General features: G+C 61.9%; 16 protein-coding genes. 13 read left to right on the forward strand and 3 right to left on the reverse strand.

All coding sequences use genetic code 11. The features are described 5' to 3' along the window. Nucleotides 1-139: 139 nt before the first annotated feature. Genes IAE40_RS19360 through IAE40_RS19375 form a run of 4 tightly spaced genes read left to right on the forward strand, consistent with a single transcriptional unit; the run spans nt 140 to nt 3,734 of the window. Nucleotides 140-1,024 carry a heme/hemin ABC transporter substrate-binding protein gene (locus IAE40_RS19360; RefSeq protein WP_200603709.1) on the forward strand — a complete coding sequence of 295 codons (885 nt, stop codon included), beginning with the start codon at nt 140-142 and terminating at the stop codon, nt 1,022-1,024. Nucleotides 1,025-1,074: 50 nt separating this feature from the next. Further along, complete coding sequence (locus IAE40_RS19365; protein ID WP_172964835.1) at nt 1,075-2,058, forward strand: FecCD family ABC transporter permease; 984 nt, start codon at nt 1,075-1,077, stop codon at nt 2,056-2,058. Further along, nucleotides 2,058-2,825, forward strand: a complete 768-nt coding sequence (locus IAE40_RS19370; RefSeq protein ID WP_200603710.1) for a heme ABC transporter ATP-binding protein — start codon at nt 2,058-2,060, stop codon at nt 2,823-2,825. Before IAE40_RS19365 ends, IAE40_RS19370 begins: the two co-directional genes overlap by 1 nt. Nucleotides 2,826-2,834: 9 nt before the next feature. Then, the gene (locus tag IAE40_RS19375; RefSeq protein WP_197893456.1) at nt 2,835-3,734 is read left to right on the forward strand and encodes a ChaN family lipoprotein; all 900 of its coding nucleotides are present in this window, start codon (nt 2,835-2,837) and stop codon (nt 3,732-3,734) included. 203 nt (nt 3,735-3,937) lie between these two features. Here IAE40_RS19375 and IAE40_RS19380 read toward each other — a convergent pair whose 3' ends face one another. The 3 genes from IAE40_RS19380 to IAE40_RS19390 form a co-directional block, all read right to left on the reverse strand. Further along, nucleotides 3,938-4,216, reverse strand: coding sequence for a TfoX/Sxy family protein (locus IAE40_RS19380; protein ID WP_054892587.1), 279 nt, complete (start codon nt 4,214-4,216; stop codon nt 3,938-3,940). A 136-nt stretch (nt 4,217-4,352) separates the two neighbouring features. After that, the gene (locus IAE40_RS19385) at nt 4,353-4,700 is read right to left on the reverse strand and encodes a pentapeptide repeat-containing protein (protein WP_153774521.1); all 348 of its coding nucleotides are present in this window, start codon (nt 4,698-4,700) and stop codon (nt 4,353-4,355) included. Between the two features lie 98 nt (nt 4,701-4,798). Further along, nucleotides 4,799-6,361: a bifunctional aminoglycoside phosphotransferase/ATP-binding protein gene (locus IAE40_RS19390; RefSeq protein ID WP_200603711.1), complete on the reverse strand. Its 1,563-nt coding sequence runs from the start codon at nt 6,359-6,361 to the stop codon at nt 4,799-4,801. Nucleotides 6,362-6,475: 114 nt separating this feature from the next. On the opposite strand from IAE40_RS19390, the gene mrcB reads away from it, so the two are divergent. From mrcB to msrQ, 9 genes are all read left to right on the forward strand, one after another. Next, entirely contained in the window at nt 6,476-8,797 is a 2,322-nt protein-coding gene (gene mrcB / locus IAE40_RS19395; protein ID WP_153774523.1) for a penicillin-binding protein 1B, read from the forward strand. A 26-nt stretch (nt 8,798-8,823) separates the two neighbouring features. After that, on the forward strand, nt 8,824-9,603 hold the full coding sequence (locus tag IAE40_RS19400) for a tetratricopeptide repeat protein (RefSeq protein ID WP_065861605.1): 780 nt from the start codon (nt 8,824-8,826) through the stop codon (nt 9,601-9,603). Continuing rightward, complete coding sequence (locus IAE40_RS19405) at nt 9,600-9,926, forward strand: YqcC family protein (RefSeq protein WP_054892582.1); 327 nt, start codon at nt 9,600-9,602, stop codon at nt 9,924-9,926. The genes IAE40_RS19400 and IAE40_RS19405 overlap by 4 nt, the downstream gene beginning before the upstream one ends. A gap of 414 nt (nt 9,927-10,340) precedes the next feature. Next, a complete protein-coding gene (locus IAE40_RS19410; protein ID WP_063546633.1) occupies nt 10,341-12,065 on the forward strand; it encodes an acetolactate synthase 3 large subunit in 1,725 nt (574 codons plus the stop codon). A 1-nt stretch (nt 12,066) separates the two neighbouring features. After that, nucleotides 12,067-12,558 (forward strand): acetolactate synthase small subunit, encoded by a 492-nt coding sequence (ilvN, locus tag IAE40_RS19415; RefSeq protein WP_003250040.1) that lies wholly within the window; start codon nt 12,067-12,069, stop codon nt 12,556-12,558. Nucleotides 12,559-12,612: 54 nt separating this feature from the next. Continuing rightward, complete coding sequence (gene ilvC, locus IAE40_RS19420) at nt 12,613-13,629, forward strand: ketol-acid reductoisomerase (protein WP_054892581.1); 1,017 nt, start codon at nt 12,613-12,615, stop codon at nt 13,627-13,629. Between the two features lie 151 nt (nt 13,630-13,780). Next, nucleotides 13,781-14,632: a CDP-diacylglycerol--serine O-phosphatidyltransferase gene (pssA, locus tag IAE40_RS19425; protein ID WP_054892580.1), complete on the forward strand. Its 852-nt coding sequence runs from the start codon at nt 13,781-13,783 to the stop codon at nt 14,630-14,632. Nucleotides 14,633-14,710: 78 nt separating this feature from the next. After that, nucleotides 14,711-15,724 (forward strand): protein-methionine-sulfoxide reductase catalytic subunit MsrP, encoded by a 1,014-nt coding sequence (gene msrP / locus IAE40_RS19430; protein ID WP_200603712.1) that lies wholly within the window; start codon nt 14,711-14,713, stop codon nt 15,722-15,724. Beyond that, nucleotides 15,724-16,326, forward strand: coding sequence for a protein-methionine-sulfoxide reductase heme-binding subunit MsrQ (msrQ, locus tag IAE40_RS19435; RefSeq protein ID WP_197893460.1), 603 nt, complete (start codon nt 15,724-15,726; stop codon nt 16,324-16,326). The genes msrP and msrQ overlap by 1 nt, the downstream gene beginning before the upstream one ends. Nucleotides 16,327-16,677: the final 351 nt, after the last annotated feature.

Consider the following 16,677-nt stretch of genomic DNA (forward strand, 5'->3'; position numbering starts at 1 on the left):
ACTCTTGAAACCAATGTTGGCTTGACGCTTCAATGCGAATAATTATCAAATTGCCCGCATCCACTGCGCCAGCCCGTCCATGGTGCGCAGTTCCGTCAGGTGCCACAAGGTGTCTGGCCGCCTTCTGCAAAGGAACCCGATGATGCGCCGTCCTGTTGCCCTGATCGCCTTGTGCGCCGGTCTTGTCCTTTCTTCCCCGTTGCTGGCCGCCGACTTGCCGCAGCGCTGGGTCAGCGCCGGGGGCGCGCTGAGCGAATGGATCAGCGCCCTCGGCGGCGAGGCGCGTCTGGTCGGCGTCGACACAACCAGCCAGCATCCGCAGTCGCTCAAGGCCCTGCCGAGCATCGGCTACCAGCGCCAACTGTCGGCCGAGGGTATCCTCAGCCTGCGTCCGGATGTGCTGGTCGGCACCGAGGAGATGGGGCCGCCACCAGTGCTGGCGCAGGTGCGCGGGGCCGGTGTGCGTGTCGAGTTGTTCTCCAGCGAGGCCGACTTGGCGGCAGTGGACAAGAATCTTCAGCACCTGGGCGAGCTGCTCGGCGCGCAGCATAAAGCCAGTGAGCTGAGCAACCGCTACCACCAGCAGCTCGATGCGCTGCAGGCGAAGATCAAGCAGGCCCAGGCCGGTCAGAAGGCTCCAGGCGTGTTGCTGCTGGTCGGACATGCCGGGGCCAAGCCGTTGATCGCGGGGCAGGGCACTTCAGGCGACTGGCTGTTGCGCCAGGCTGGTGCGCGCAACCTGGCGGATCACCAGGGTTACAAGAACTTCTCCGTCGAAGCGCTGGCAGCGCTGGATCCGGACGTCGTGGTGTTTTCCGATCGGGCACTGGACGGCGAGCAGGCGCTCAAGGCCCTGCTCAAGGAAAACCCGGCGTTGGCCGCTTCGCGTGCGGTGCGCGACAAGCGCCTGGTGTCACTCGATCCGACGCTGCTGGTTGGTGGCCTCGGTCCGCGGCTGCCGGCCACCTTGCATGAGCTGGCTGGCGTCTTCTATCCTGCAGCCAAGGCCAGCCTCAGCCAATGAAGCAGCGGGTCCAGCCGCGTACGCTGTTCATCGGTCTGACATGCCTGTGCCTGCTGGCGGTGTGGCTGTCGCTGGCGCTGGGGCCGGTCAGCCTGCCGCTGGGCGATATCCTGCGCGCCGGATTGCGGCTGCTGGGGATGCCCGTCGAGCGGGAGGGTCTTGAGCAAGCTGAGCTGATTCTCGGGCAGATCCGCTTGCCGCGCACGCTCCTGGGGCTGGCCGTCGGTGCGGTGCTTGCGCTGTCCGGGGTCGCCATGCAGGGGCTATTTCGTAACCCGTTGGCGGATCCTGGCCTGGTCGGGGTTGCCAGCGGCGCGGCGCTCGGCGCCGCCGTGGCCATTGTCGGCGGTGCCTGGCTGGGGGGCATACCGGAGTGGTTCGCACCCTACCTGCTGTCGCTCTGTGCCTTCATCGGCGGGCTTGGTGTTACGGCATTGGTCTATCGCCTGGGGCGGCGCAATGGGCAAACCGACGTGGCTACCATGCTGCTGGCCGGTATCGCCATGACCGCCCTCGGCGGCTCGGCGGTCGGGTTGTTCACCTACCTGGCCGACGACGCCACCTTGCGCACTCTGACGTTCTGGAACCTGGGCAGCCTCAACGGCGCCAGCTATCAGCGCCTGTGGCCACTGCTGCTGGTGGCTCTGGGGGTAACCTTGTGGCTGCCGCGTCGGGCGCAGGCGTTGAACGCGTTGTTGCTAGGTGAGTCCGAGGCGCGACACCTGGGCATCGATGTAGAAGGGCTCAAGCGCGAACTGGTGTTCTGCACTGCCCTGGGTGTTGGCGCGGCAGTGGCGGCAGCGGGTCTGATCGGCTTCATTGGTCTGGTGGTTCCGCACCTGGTGCGTCTGGTTGCGGGGCCTGATCATCGCGTGCTGTTGCCCGCGTCGTTGCTGGCGGGCGGTACGCTGCTGCTGTTCGCTGATCTGGTGGCACGCTTGGCGTTGGCACCCGCGGAGCTGCCGATCGGGATCGTGACGGCCTTCATTGGTGCTCCGTTTTTCCTGTTCCTGCTGGTCAGGAGGGGGCGCTGATGCTCGAAGTCAAAGACTTGTCGCTCAAGCGCGGCAGCACCGAGGTGCTGCACGGTATCGACCTGCATCTCAGACCTGGGCAGGTCCTGGGTGTGCTAGGCCCCAACGGGGCGGGCAAGAGCAGCTTGCTGGGGGCGTTGTGTGGCGAGCTGGCGCCGAGCCAGGGGCAAGTTCTGCTGCAAGGGCGGGCGTTGGCACACTGGCCGGGGCAGGAGCGCGCGCGACGTCTGGCGGTGTTGCCGCAGGTGTCCAGCCTGGGCTTTGCCTTCAGTGTCGAAGAAGTGGTGGGCCTGGGCCGGTTGCCCCACGGTAGTGGCCAGCAGCGCGACCGGGAGATCGTCGAGGCGGCACTGAAGGCGGCCGATGCCTGGCACCTGGTCGAACGCAGTTACCTCGCGTTGTCCGGCGGCGAGCGTCAGCGTGTTCATCTGGCCCGGGTGCTGGCGCAGCTGTGGCCAGGGGAGGAGGGGGCGACGCTGCTGCTGGATGAGCCGACCTCGGCCCTCGATCCGTTGCACCAGCACACCACGTTGCAGGCGGTGCGCAGTTTTGCCGACCGCGGTGCGGCAGTGCTGGTGATCCTGCACGACCTGAACCTTGCCGCGCGCTACTGTGACGCTATTCTGCTGCTGGAACAGGGGCGCAGCCACGCGCTCGATACACCGGCCCGGGTGCTGACTCCGCAGGCGCTCAAGGCCGTCTTCGGTATCGATGTGCTCGTGCAGGCCCATCCGGAGCGTGGCCACCCGCTGATCATCACCCGCTAGGAGCCCTCGATGCGCTATGCCTTGCTGTTCGGCCTGTCGATGAGCGTGTTCTTGACGATTTCGGGTTGCCAGGTACATCGCCCTGCATTGCCAGAGTTGCCAGCCTGGCAGAGCAGCCAAGGGCTGAACGAGCCGACGCTCGGTCAGATACAGGCGTTGCCCAGTGGGCGTGTCCTGACGCCGGATGAGCTGGTTCAGGCTTTGAGCGATGTGCCGCGAATACTGGTCGGCGAAAAACACGATAACCCCGATCATCATGCGCTGCAGCGATGGCTGCTGCAGGCTTTGCAGACCGCCAGGCCGCAAGGCAGCGTGGTGCTGGAGATGCTCCAGCCTGCCCAGCAGCCGCTGATCGACAAGGTGCAGCGTCAGGCGCAGCTTCCGAGCGATTTGCCCGCAGCACTGGACTGGCAGCAGGGTTGGGATTGGCAGATATACGCCCCGATCGTGCGCGAGGCCCTGAAAGGCCCTGGGGTTTTGTTGGCTGGCGACCTGAGCCCCGAGGCAATGCGTGAGGCCTATCGCCGACAGCCCGTGCTGAGCGGCGCGCGTTCGAATGCCCCGCAGGTGAAGGCTGCCCTGCTGGAGCAAGTGCGCGAAGGCCATTGCGGATTGCTGCCGGAAAGCCAGTTGCCGGCCATGCTGGTCATCCAGCAGCAAAGGGACCGACACATGGCCGAGCGTCTGCTCGCGGCACCGCAGCCTGCACTCTTGCTGGCCGGCGCCTACCACGCGCGCAAGGACTTGGGTGTGCCGCTGCATTTGATCGATCTGCAGGCGCAGGGCGATACCCGTGTGCTGTTGCTGGCCGAAGTCGGGCAGAAGGTCGAGGCAGGGATGGCGGACTACGTGTGGTACACCGCGGCACTGCCTGAGCAGGATTACTGTGCTCAGCTGCGCGGCGGGTAGTCACCACGCCGCACAGGATGTCTGCCTGCAAAGCTGCAGGCAAAAAAAGACCCGGCAAATTGCCGGGTCAATAACCGTGATTAGCCTGATGAGGAGATAATCTGAGAGTCCGAACCAGGGGCTTTCAGTTTATCCAACCAGTCTCGCGACCAGTTGTGATAATCATAACGATTCTCATTTAGAGGTCAATACCCTTTCTTCGATTATTCTGCTTTTTTTTGCGGCGGGGTCTTGGCGTCCAGTTGCTGGTTCAGTGCCTGCTTGCGTTCGGCGGGCAGATCGTTCCAATGCATATCCAGCAGTGCGCCTTCAATGGCGTACAACAACACTTTCGAGGCACGGAAGCCCCGTGTTTTCACGGCCTGGTAAGCCCCGACCGCGCCCAGGCGGCGCAAATCCGAAGCGCTGTGGATGCCGGCGGCATGCAACCATTGCGCAGAGGTCTTGCCTAGATTCTTCAGATGCTGCAACTCATCGTTCATCGAGCCTCCTTGCGATGGCCGAACGGGTCTGTGGATAAATCGCGAGCAGGTCAGAGAGGAGTGTAGCGGGGCTGGGCGAATACGCGGCCTTTTGCCATGTGAGGGCGACGGGATGCTGTGTCCAGAAATGTCAGGCTCAGCCCTTCGGACGATAACGCATGCGCGTACCGAACTTCAGGGACATGAGGATTTCGTCAGCGCTCAGGTCGCCCGGGAAGTAGGTCCCGGAGATCTGCGCATGGGAGATGCTGGCACCTTCCATGCCCGTTTCGCGCAGATCCAGCCCGCGCAGGTCGGCTGCATGGAAGTAGGCGTCGGTGAAATCGATACCGCGTACGTCGAGGTTGCGCAGGTCAAGGCCTCGAAAATCACCACCGCGAAAATCGATGGGGCTATCGACAGGCTTCTCGCGGTTGAAGGTGGCGATCTGTTCCTCGCGCACCAGAGTGTACAGGGCGTTGTCCAGTTGCCGGGGCTGGTTCATGACGGCGCCTCCTCAGGGTTGTGATGATATTGTAATGCCATCACTGAGGTGGCGCCGAAGTTCAGGCGCGAACTGTGGACTGCTTCACGCCTTGCAGGTCAGAGACCAGGCAGGCGCTGGCGGATCTGCTCGATGAGTTGGTCCATGCTGGCACTTTCATGAGTGTCGACCCGCTTGCCGTGCACGGCCTCCTCTTCGTCCAATGGGTCGCGGCTGGCTTGCTGGGCCTTGACCACCTCCAGGGTGGCGTCGGACGGATCGACATTTTCTGTCTGACGCTGCTCCAGCCAGCTGATGATGACCGCTTCGGGCGCCTGGCAGTCGAGGATCAGGAAGGGGACGCCGGTGCTGTTGGCAACTTCGGCTGCCGCCTTGCGCTGCTCGCGCTTGAGGTAGGTGGCATCGAGCACGACCGGGAAGCCGGCGCGCAGGATGGTAGCGGCCAACTCATTCAGGCGCTGGTAGGTGGCGATGCTGGCATCCTGGTCATAGATGCCTGCTTGCAGTTGGCCGGAATTCTGCGACTGCTGCTCGCCATACAGGCGCTTGCGCTCGACATCCGAACGTACGCGGATCGCCCCCAGCGACTCGACCAGGCGCATCGCCACATGGCTCTTGCCGACGGCGGATACGCCATGGGTGATGGCCAGCAGGCGCGAGGGGATGGCGCTGTAGCTCTCTGCCAGGTTGGCGTAGTTGCGATAGGTGCGCAGGGTCGTGGCGCGCTGCACGCCATCGGCATCGGGCGACAGGCTGAACAGGGCGACCTTGGCGCGTACCAGTGCACGGTAGGCCTTGTAGAAATTCAGCAGTTCCAGGCCTTCGTAGTCGCCGGTCAGTTCCAGGTACTGGCTGACGAAGCGCCGGGCCAGGCATTTCAGGCCGCGGTCTTCCAGGTCCATGGCCAGGAAAGCGGTGTCGGCGTACACATCGGTCAGGCGGAACGGCTCGTTGAATTCGATGCAGTCGAAGATCACCACCTTGCCGTCGATCAGGGTGGCGTTACCCAGGTGGATGTCGCCGTGGCACTCGCGGATGAAACCATTGGCCTTGCGCGCCTCGAGCAGGCCATGCAGGCGTTCGAAGCTGCTGCGGGCCCAGGCTTGCAGGGCGTCGAGTTGCTGCAGGTCGGCCTTGTCGGTAAGGAACGGGCGGATCTGCTCGAAGTTCTGCTCGACCGGCGCCATTACCGCTTCCGGCGTGCCCAGTAGGTGATCGACCGGCACTTTCGGCGCTTGCAGGTGGAATTCGGCGATCTGCCGGGCCATCTGGTCAATGTGGCCGGCGTTCAGCTCGCCGTTGGCTTGCAGGGTGCTGAGCATCTGACCCTGGGGGAACTGGCGCATCTTCAGGGCGAACTCGATCGGCTCACCTTCGCCACCGAGCTGCGGTGCTTCGGCGCTGCCGGTGATCGGCAGTACTTCCAGGTACAGGCCTTCGGTCAGGCGCTGGTTCAGGCGCAATTCTTCGTTACAGAAATGCTGGCGCTGGTCCAGACCGGTGAAATCGAGGAAGCCGAAGTTCATCGGCTTCTTGATCTTGTAGGCGTATTCGCCAGTGAGTAGAACCCAGGAGATGTGCGTCTCGATGAGCTGGAAGCCTTCTACGGCGTGGGGGTAGAGGGCGGGGTTCTGCAGCGCGCTGATCAGGGCTTGGCTCACGGAGATCCTTCCGGGGTCAGGGAATTCGGAGGCGACATTATGGTCAATGGAGCCGCCCCTGCATACCGCCGGAGGGCGTCCCCTGCCTTTGCAAAGTGCGTATAATCCGCCGCCATGACTCGTACCCGAAATTCCCGAACCCCCAAGAAACGTCCGCCCAGCCGCTCCCGCGTCTGGCTGGGCTGGGCTCTCAAGCTCAGCCTGGTCGGCCTGGTGGTGATCGCCGGCTTTGCGGTCTACCTCGATGCCGTCGTCCAGGAGAAGTTCTCCGGCAAGCGCTGGACCATCCCGGCCAAGGTGTATGCCCGGCCGCTGGAGCTGTTCGTCGGCCAGAAGCTGAGCAAGGACGACTTCCTCACCGAACTCGATGCCTTGGGTTACCGCCGCGAGGCAACGGCCAATGGTCCGGGCGAGGCCTCGGTCAACGGCGGCAACGTCGATCTCAATACCCGAGGCTTCCAGTTCTACGAGGGCATGGAGCCTGCGCAGTTCGTGCGTGTACGTTTCTCCGGCGATTATGTCGCGGGGCTGGCAGGGGCCAACGGTGGCAAGCTCGACGTGGTGCGCCTGGAACCGTTGATGATCGGTGGTATCTACCCGAAGAATCTCGAAGACCGCATCCTGATCAATATCGACCAGGTGCCGCCATACCTGCTCGAGACCTTGATCGCCACCGAAGACCGCGATTTCTACAGCCACTTCGGTGTTTCGCCCAAGTCGATCGCGCGGGCGGTGTGGGTCAATACGTCGTCCGGGGCCATGCGCCAGGGCGGCAGTACGCTCACGCAGCAGTTGGTGAAGAACTTCTTCCTGACCAACGAACGCAGCCTCAGCCGCAAGCTGACCGAGGCGATGATGGCCGTGCTGCTGGAAATGCACTACGACAAGCGCGAGATTCTCGAGGCCTATCTGAACGAAGTGTTTGTCGGTCAGGACGGCCAGCGCGCGGTGCATGGTTTCGGCCTGGCCAGCCAGTTCTTCTTCAGCCAGCCGCTGTCGGAGCTCAAGCTGCACCAGATTGCCCTGCTGGTAGGTATGGTCAAGGGGCCGTCCTACTACAACCCGCGCCGCTACCCTGAGCGCGCTCTGCAACGGCGTAACCTGGTGCTCGACCTGCTCGCCGAGCAGGGCGTGGCCAGCCAGGAAGTGGTCGATGCGGCGAAGAAGATGCCGCTGGGCGTGACCAAGCGCGGCAGCCTGGCCGATAGTTCTTTCCCGGCTTTCCTCGACCTGGTCAAGCGTCAGCTACGCCAGGACTATCGCGACGAAGACCTGACCGAAGAAGGCTTGCGTATCTTCACCAGTTTCGACCCGATCCTGCAGATGAAGGCCGAAACCGCGATGAGTGAAACCTTCAAGCGCCTGGCCGGCCGCAAGGGCGCCGACGAGGTCGAGTCGGCGATGGTGGTGACCAACCCGGAAACCGGCGAAGTGCAGGCGCTGATCGGCAGCCGTCAGTCGGGCTTCGCCGGCTTCAACCGCGCCATCGACGCGGTCAGGCCGATCGGTTCGCTGGTCAAGCCAGCGGTCTATCTGACTGCGCTGGAGCAGCCGAGCAAGTACACCCTGACCAGCTGGGTGCAGGACGAACCGTTTTCGGTCAAGGGCGCCGATGGCCAGGTATGGCGCCCGCAGAACTACGACCGACGCTCCCACGGCACTATCTACCTGTATCAGGGGCTGGCCAACTCCTACAACCTGTCAACCGCCAAGCTGGGCCTTGAGGTGGGCGTGCCCAACGTCATCAAGACCATCGGCCGGCTGGGTGTCAAGGTCGACTGGCCGGCGTTCCCGTCGATGCTGCTGGGCGCTGGCGGCATGTCGCCGATGCAGGTCGCGACCATGTACCAGACCATCGCCAACGGCGGCTTCAATACACCGATGCGCGGGATTCGCAGCGTGCTGACCGCCGAAGGCGAGCCGCTCAAGCGCTACCCGTTCCAGATCCAGCAGACCTTCGATCCGGGTGCGATCTACCTGGTGCAGAACGCCATGCAGCGGGTGATGCGCGAGGGTACCGGCCGCTCGGTGTACAACGTGCTGCCGAACAATCTGACGCTGGCGGGCAAGACCGGTACCAGCAACGACTCGCGCGACAGCTGGTTCTCGGGCTTCAGCCAGGACCTGCTGGCAGTGGTCTGGCTTGGCCGCGACGACAATGGCAAGACCCCGTTCACCGGCGCCACCGGCGCGTTGCAGGTCTGGACCAGCTTCATGCGCAAGGCCGACCCGCTGCCGCTGGACATGCCGCAGCCGGATAACGTGGTGAAGGCCTGGATCGATCCGCACAGCGCCCAGGGCTCCGACGGTAGCTGTCCGGGAGCGGTGCAGATGCCGTATATTCGTGGGAGCGAACCACCTGCCGGTACGACTTGCGGTGGCGAACAGAATCCTGCCGAGTCGGTCATGGACTGGGTCAAGGGCTGGATGAATTGAGCGGCCTGTATTGAAGAGGGTGTGAAGTGAACAAGTGGTGGTTTCCTGCCTTGACGGCGCTGGCCGTGCTGCACGGCTGCGCCAGCGTCCCGCGTGGCGCCATTCCGGTGGTCGATTCGAGTACACGGGTCTCGAACAGCGAGCGTGTCTCGGCCAACCGTGGCGCGCCGGTCTCCCCCGGCAGCAATGGTACGTCCCAGGCCCAGTCCCTGCCTGAGGATTCCGGGGTCACGGTGATGATCCCGCAGGGCGCGGGCGCATCGCCGATCCAGACCTTCCCGGCCCAGACCGGCTCTGCACCGCTGAGCACCGGCCCGATCACCCCGGGACCGGTCAGTAGCGGGCCGATCACCACCAACCCTAATCCGGCAGGTGACGAACCTTTCGACATCGCGTCGATGAACAGCGCCCCGGCCGCTGCCACTCGTGCGCCTACCGGTATTCCGCGCAGCAATGGGGGCGGGTTGTCCGCCGATGAGCAGCTGGACGGTCCGGTACTGGCATTGCTGACCACCGCCCAACAGCAGCAGGGCAGCGGAGACCTCAACGGTGCTTCGTCCAGCCTGGAGCGTGCCCAGCGCATCGCACCGCGTGAGCCGCAGGTGCTGTTCCGCCTGGCTCAGGTGCGTCTGTCGCAAGGTGACGCTGCACAATCCGAGCAACTCGCTCGCCGGGCACTGACGTATGCCAACGGTCGTCCTGATCTGCAGGCCGAGCTGTGGAACATCATCGCCCAGGCTCGCGAGAAGCAGGGTGACAGTGCCGGCGCCGCCTTGGCACGGCAGAAGGCGCGGACCGCTTCGTGATGGAACAGCGCATTCTCGATATTGCCGACCACCTGTTGCTGATCGAGCGTGAGCTTCAGGTCCGTGGCTGGTGGGACGAGGTGTCTCCTGGCGAAAGCGCCCTGGCCAGCACCGTACCGTTCGCAGTCGATACGCTTGCGTTCGAGCAGTGGCTGCAGTGGATTTTCCTGCCGCGGATGAAGCTTATTCTTGAGCATGGCCATCCTCTGCCCAGTGCATCTGGGATCCTGATAATGGCCGAGACGGTCTTCACCGACCGTCCGGAAGAAAGCCGCGAACTTCGCCGCCTGCTGGCAGCATTCGATCGATTGATCGCCGCTTGAGCCTGATTTCTTCTCTTTTTCCTTCAAGGGCCGCAGATTGTGGCCCTTTTTTATGGAAATCTTTAATTTCCTGCTGCTGGTGTCCTTTTTCGTGGTGGTGGGAATTCATCTCAGGGAAAAATTGGCAATAATTTTTCTTGACTTGAGGGCGGCGAATCAGAAGAATCCAGTTTCCGCTGTAGGGGGACTGCCAGAAGCAGACCCGCTAGGCAGATCATGAGGCGCACACCCGCGCCGACTCGCTACACCCCGCAACGCGTTACCTCGCGCTGGGTGGGAAAACCCCGCAACACTCTGGGGCGATCCCAATACTTGCTCAGTCAGTGCTGACGTTCGCTCATGCTCTGCTTGGCAGTAAACCTATTAAGACCCGCCCGGATGGGGCGGTATTCTGGCGTTTTAGAGGTGAACAACGTGGAGCTTTTATCTGGCGCTGAGATGGTCGTCCGCTTCTTGCGTGACGAAGGCGTTAAGCACATCTACGGGTACCCTGGTGGTGCTCTCCTTCATGTTTACGATGCCCTGTTCAAGGAACCGGAAGTCCAGCACATCCTGGTGCGTCATGAGCAGGCTGCCACTCACATGGCAGACGGTTACGCCCGTGCCACCGGCAAGGCTGGCGTGGTCCTGGTGACCTCCGGTCCCGGTGCGACCAACGCTATTACCGGTATCGCCACCGCCTACATGGATTCCATCCCGATGGTCATCCTGTCTGGCCAGGTGCCCAGCACCATGGTCGGCACCGATGCCTTCCAGGAAACCGACATGATCGGGATCTCCCGGCCGATCGTGAAGCACAGCTTCATGATCAAGAACCCCACCGAGATTCCGGAAGTTCTGAAAAAAGCGTTCTACCTGGCGCAATCCGGTCGCCCAGGTCCGGTCGTGGTCGACATTCCAAAAGACATGACCAACCCGGCCGAGAAGTTCGAATACGTCTACCCGAAAAAGGTCAAGCTGCGCTCCTACAGCCCTGCGGTCCGTGGCCACTCCGGCCAAATCCGCAAGGCCGCCGAGATGCTCCTGGCCGCCAAGCGTCCGATCGTCTATTCCGGCGGCGGCGTGATTCTCGGTGGCGGCTCCGAAGCCCTGACCGAAATCGCCAAGTCCCTGAACCTGCCGGTCACCAACACCCTGATGGGGCTGGGTGGCTTCCCGGGTACCGATCGCCAGTTCCTCGGCATGCTGGGCATGCACGGCAGCTACACCGCCAACCTGGCGATGCACAATGCCGACGTGATCCTCGCCGTGGGTGCGCGCTTCGATGACCGTGTGGTCAACGGCCCGGCCAAGTTCTGCCCGAACGCCAAGATCATCCATATCGACATCGACCCTGCGTCGATCTCGAAGATGATCAAGGCCGACGTGCCGATCGTGGGGCCGGTCGAGAGCGTGCTCAGCGAGATGCTGGCCATCCTCAAGGAAATCGGCGAGAAGCCTGAAAAGGCGGCCCTCGATGCCTGGTGGAAGCAGATTGATGAGTGGCGCGGTGACCGCGGCCTGTTCCCTTACGACAAGGGCGACGGCAGTGTCATCAAGCCTCAGCAGGTCATCGAGACCCTGTGCGAAGTGACCCATGGCGATGCCTTCGTCACCTCCGACGTAGGTCAGCACCAGATGTTCGCGGCGCAGTACTACCGCTTCAACAAACCCAACCGCTGGATCAACTCCGGTGGCCTGGGCACCATGGGCTTCGGTTTCCCGGCAGCCATGGGCGTCAAGCTCAACTTCCCAGACCAGGACGTGGCCTGTGTCACTGGCGAAGGCAGCATCCAGATGAACATCCAGGAGCTTTCCACCTGCATGCAGTACGGCCTGCCGGTGAAGATCGTCAACCTGAACAACGGGGTGCTGGGCATGGTTCGCCAATGGCAGGACATGTCCTACAACGGTCGTCACTCGCATTCCTACGTCGAGTCGCTGCCTGACTTCATCAAGCTGGCCGAGGCCTATGGCCATGTGGGTATCCGCATCACCAGCCTCAAAGACCTCAAGCCGAAACTGGAAGAGGCCTTTGCGATGAAGGACCGCCTGGTGTTCATCGACATCGCGGTCGACCGGACCGAGCACGTCTACCCGATGCAGATCAAGGACGGCTCGATGCGTGACATGTGGCTGAGCAAGACGGAGCGTACCTGATATGCGGCACATCATTTCCCTGCTGCTGGAAAACGAACCTGGTGCCTTGTCGCGCGTGGTCGGTCTGTTCTCCCAGCGCAACTACAACATCGAAAGCCTGACGGTTGCACCGACCGAGGACCCGACCCTGTCGCGTCTCACTCTCACCACCGTGGGTCATGACGAAGTGATCGAGCAGATCACCAAGAACCTGAACAAGCTGGTAGAGGTGGTCAAGCTGGTCGACCTGTCGGAGAGCGCTCATATCGAGCGCGAACTGATGCTGGTAAAGGTCAAGGCTACTGGCGCCCAGCGCGCCGAAATCAAGCGCACCACGGATATTTTCCGTGGGCAGATCGTCGATGTCACCGCCAGTGTGTATACCGTGCAACTGAGCGGCACCAGCGATAAGCTGGACAGCTTCATCCAGGCGATCGGCACCGCTTCGATTCTCGAAACCGTGCGCAGCGGCGTCACCGGCATTGCCCGTGGCGACAAAGTACTCAGCATCTAACTTCACCAATTAGCGATGGTCCTGCGGGGCCGAGATATAACCAGGGGTATTTCCATGAAAGTGTTCTACGACAAAGACTGCGACCTCTCCATCATCCAGGGCAAGAAAGTCGCCATCATCGGTTACGGCTCCCAGGGTCACGCCCAGGCGTGCAACCTGAAAGACTCCGGTGTAGACGTTACCGTCGGTCTGCGTAAAGGTTCGGCTACCGTTGCCAAGGCAGAAGCCCACGGCCTGAAAGTCGCTGACGTCGCCACCGCCGTCGCTGCTGCCGACCTGGTCATGATCCTGACCCCGGACGAATTCCAGGGCACCCTGTACAAGAACGAGATCGAACCGAACATCAAGAAAGGCGCGACCCTGGCCTTCTCCCACGGCTTCTCGATCCACTACAACCAGGTCGTTCCACGTGGCGACCTCGACGTGATCATGATCGCGCCGAAGGCTCCGGGCCACACCGTGCGCTCCGAGTTCGTCAAGGGCGGCGGTATTCCTGACCTGATCGCGGTCTACCAGGACGCTTCGGGCAACGCCAAGAACGTCGCACTGTCGTACGCCGCTGGCGTCGGTGGTGGCCGTACCGGCATCATCGAAACCACCTTCAAGGACGAGACCGAAACCGACCTGTTCGGTGAGCAGGCCGTTCTGTGCGGCGGTACCGTCGAGCTGGTCAAGGCCGGTTTCGAAACCCTGGTCGAAGCAGGCTACGCGCCTGAAATGGCCTACTTCGAGTGCCTGCACGAGCTGAAGCTGATCGTTGACCTCATGTACGAAGGCGGTATCGCCAACATGAACTACTCGATCTCCAACAACGCCGAGTACGGTGAGTACGTCACCGGCCCTGAGGTCATCAACGAAGAATCCCGCAAGGCCATGCGCAACGCTCTGAAGCGCATCCAGGACGGCGAATACGCGAAGATGTTCATCAGCGAAGGTGCGACCAACTACCCTTCGATGACCGCCAAGCGTCGTAACAACGCCGCCCACGGCATCGAAATCATCGGCGAGCAACTGCGCTCGATGATGCCTTGGATCTCGGCCAACAAGATCGTCGACAAGACCAAGAACTGAGTCTTGCCTCGATAGATTAAAAACGCGGCTTCGGCCGCGTTTTTTCGTTTAGGCAGCCAGCTTCTGGTATAAAGCGACCAGAGGCCTGCCGTTAGAACCTGTTTCGCCGGCCTCTGTCGAACTTATTCCACCCAGTTGCAAGGTGCATTTCATGAGCGAACGTCCCGAAGAGCCGAACAAGCCCTCCGACGCCGAAAGCCTGCTACCTGTCGATGAGCATGTTGAGGAAGGTCACGACGCCGAAGGGCGCAAGGTCCGGCATCGCGGCATCTACTTGTTGCCCAACCTCTTCACCACCGCCAACCTGTTCGCCGGTTTCTACTCGATCATCAACTCCATCAGTGCGCAGAGCGCCCTGAGCGCAGGCGACCCGCGCGAGGCGAGCAAGTACTTCGCCTTCGCCGCTATCGCTATCTTCGTCGCCATGGTTCTGGACAGCCTCGATGGCCGTGTGGCGCGGATGACCAACACGCAGAGCGCCTTCGGTGCCGAGTACGACTCGTTGTCGGACATGGTTGCCTTCGGTGTGGCGCCGGCACTGCTGGCCTTTGGTTGGGCATTGGGTGACATGGGCAAGGTCGGCTGGATGGTCGCCTTCATCTATGTGGCCGGCGCAGCGTTGCGTCTGGCGCGTTTCAACACCCAGGTCGGCACCGCCGACAAACGCTACTTCATTGGTCTGGCCAGCCCGGCTGCCGCAGGTGTGGTGGCGGGTACCGTCTGGGCCTTCAGCGACTACGGTATCCAGGGCTCGAAACTGTCGTTCCTGGTGGCGCTGCTGGTGGCGGCAGCAGGCATGCTGATGGTCAGCAATATCAAGTACAACAGCTTCAAGGAGCTGGATCTCAAGGGGCGCGTACCTTTTGTTGCGATCCTGGCTGTGGTGCTGGTGTTCGCCGTGGTGTTCAGCGATCCACCACGGATTCTGCTGCTGATCTTCCTCGGCTATGCGGTTTCAGGCCCAGTGCAGTACTTGCTGCGCGGTCGTCGTCGCAAAGTCTGAAAAAAGATTTAATGCTGGAATAACTCTCCGGCTCCATAGTCTTACTGGTACATCCGCCACCAGTGCTGTGGAGCCGCCATGCTCATCAAGCTTCCCAAGTCGTCCGATTGCAACGAATCGGACGTTACCCCTGAAAGTGTCTATTTCTCTCGCCGCTTTGTATTAGGTGCCTCTCTAGCCGGGTTTGCGTTGGGCGCTTTGCCCGTGCTCGGCCAGGCCGCCGAGGCTTCACGCTATGCTGACGTGGAAGCGGGTTCGACACCTGGCTGGTTCAAGGACAAGCTCGGTGCGACGCGCTGGCAGGCCGTGACGGTCAAGGATGAGGCAATCACGCCGTTCAAGGACGCTACCCACTACAACAACTTCTACGAGTTCGGGCCCGACAAGGGCGACCCGGCGGCCAATGCCGGTAGCCTCAAGACCGAACCCTGGAGCGTGGTGGTCGATGGCGAGGTCGGCAAGCCTGGGCGCTACGCGCTGGAAGATTTCGTCAAGCCCCTGCAGCTTGAAGAGCGCATCTATAGGCTGCGTTGCGTCGAGGCCTGGTCGATGGTCATCCCCTGGCTGGGCTTTCCGCTGTCCGAGGTGCTCAAGCAGGTCGAGCCAACTTCCAAGGCCCGCTATGTGCGTTTCGAAACGCTGCAGGACCCCAAGAGCATGCCGGGCCAACGTTCGGGCTTTGCCCTGATCGACTGGCCTTACGTGGAAGGGTTGCGCCTGGATGAGGCGATGAACCCGCTCGCGATCCTGGCGGTTGGCATGTATGGGCGCGAACTGCCCAACCAGAATGGTGCACCACTGCGTCTGGTGGTGCCATGGAAGTACGGGTTCAAGAGCATCAAGTCGATCGTGCGCATCAGTCTGGTGGCCGAGCAACCGCAGACCACTTGGCAGGGGCTGGCGCCGAACGAGTATGGCTTCTATGCCAACGTCAATCCTCAGGTCGATCACCCGCGTTGGAGCCAGGCGCGTGAGCGGCGGCTGCCCAGTGGCCTGTTCAGCCCCAATGTGCGAACCACTCAGATGTTCAATGGCTATGAGGAGGAGGTTGCCTCTCTTTATAGCGGTCTCGATCTTCGGAAGAACTACTGATGCGTTATCCCTGGTTTCGCTTGGCGATTTTCATCGTTGGCTGCCTGTTTCCGGCCTGGTGGTTGTATGAGGCGGCTACGAACCTGCTTGGGCCGGATCCGGGGAAAATTCTGGTAGACAGGTTGGGGCTCGGTGCGCTGGTGTTCCTGCTGGTGACCTTGGGCATGAGCCCTCTGCAGCGTCTGACGGGGTGGGGTGGTTGGATCGTCGCGCGGCGACAGCTCGGATTGTGGTGTTTTGCCTATATCGTCCTGCACATGACGGCCTATATGGTCTTCATCCTTGGGCTCGACTGGGGGCAGCTTGGCGTCGAGTTGCGCAAGCGACCTTATATCATCGTCGGGGTTATCGCCTTCCTGGGGCTGCTGGCCTTGGCGGTGACCTCCAACCGTTATAGCCAGAGACGGCTCGGTGCGCGCTGGAAGAAGCTGCACAAACTGGTCTATGTGATTCTCGGCCTGGGCTTGCTGCATTTCCTGTGGATTGTGCGTTCGGACCTGCAGGAGTGGGCTGTCTATGCCGGGGTAGGGGCGCTGCTGATGGTGATGCGGGTCCCACCGGTATGGCGGCGGGTGCCCCGTCTGATAGGCCGGCGCGCTTAAGCTTTTCATTCTTATCGCTTTTTTGAAATAAAAGGTTGACGCCCTCTCAGATCCCCTTATAATGCGCCCCACTTCCGCAGCAAACTGAACGCAAAACTCCTTGCTAATCAATGAGTTAAGCGAGTTCGGTAAGGCGTGAAGGGCTTCGGTCACCTGATCGGCAGCGGTGAAAAAGGCAGTTGACAGCATCTTCGAGTGCTGTATGATTCGCCTCCCGCTACGAGAGATCGCAGCGAGTCAAGTGTTTGAAGCTAAACGAGTTTCTCGCGAAAAACTTCAAAATAAACGCTTGACAGTAAATGAGGAAGGCGTAGAATGCGCGCCTCGGTTGAGACGAAAAGCTCTTAACCA

The organism is Pseudomonas sp. S44 (assembly GCF_016624805.1).
GTDB classification, from domain to species: Bacteria; Pseudomonadota; Gammaproteobacteria; order Pseudomonadales; family Pseudomonadaceae; genus Aquipseudomonas; species Aquipseudomonas machongensis.

What these genes read in the sequence shown, in the direction of transcription:
- msrQ (WP_197893460.1), top strand. Translation starts at nt 15,724, where the DNA reads ATGCGTTATCCCTGGTTTCGCTTGGCGATTTTCATCGTTGGCTGCCTG.
- IAE40_RS19370 (WP_200603710.1), top strand. Translation starts at nt 2,058, where the DNA reads ATGCTCGAAGTCAAAGACTTGTCGCTCAAGCGCGGCAGCACCGAGGTG.
- pssA (WP_054892580.1), top strand. Translation starts at nt 13,781, where the DNA reads ATGAGCGAACGTCCCGAAGAGCCGAACAAGCCCTCCGACGCCGAAAGC.
- IAE40_RS19380 (WP_054892587.1), bottom strand. Translation starts at nt 4,216, where the DNA reads ATGAACGATGAGTTGCAGCATCTGAAGAATCTAGGCAAGACCTCTGCG.
- msrP (WP_200603712.1), top strand. Translation starts at nt 14,711, where the DNA reads ATGCTCATCAAGCTTCCCAAGTCGTCCGATTGCAACGAATCGGACGTT.
- mrcB (WP_153774523.1), top strand. Translation starts at nt 6,476, where the DNA reads ATGACTCGTACCCGAAATTCCCGAACCCCCAAGAAACGTCCGCCCAGC.
- IAE40_RS19375 (WP_197893456.1), top strand. Translation starts at nt 2,835, where the DNA reads ATGCGCTATGCCTTGCTGTTCGGCCTGTCGATGAGCGTGTTCTTGACG.
- IAE40_RS19385 (WP_153774521.1), bottom strand. Translation starts at nt 4,700, where the DNA reads ATGAACCAGCCCCGGCAACTGGACAACGCCCTGTACACTCTGGTGCGC.
- ilvN (WP_003250040.1), top strand. Translation starts at nt 12,067, where the DNA reads ATGCGGCACATCATTTCCCTGCTGCTGGAAAACGAACCTGGTGCCTTG.
- ilvC (WP_054892581.1), top strand. Translation starts at nt 12,613, where the DNA reads ATGAAAGTGTTCTACGACAAAGACTGCGACCTCTCCATCATCCAGGGC.
- IAE40_RS19360 (WP_200603709.1), top strand. Translation starts at nt 140, where the DNA reads ATGATGCGCCGTCCTGTTGCCCTGATCGCCTTGTGCGCCGGTCTTGTC.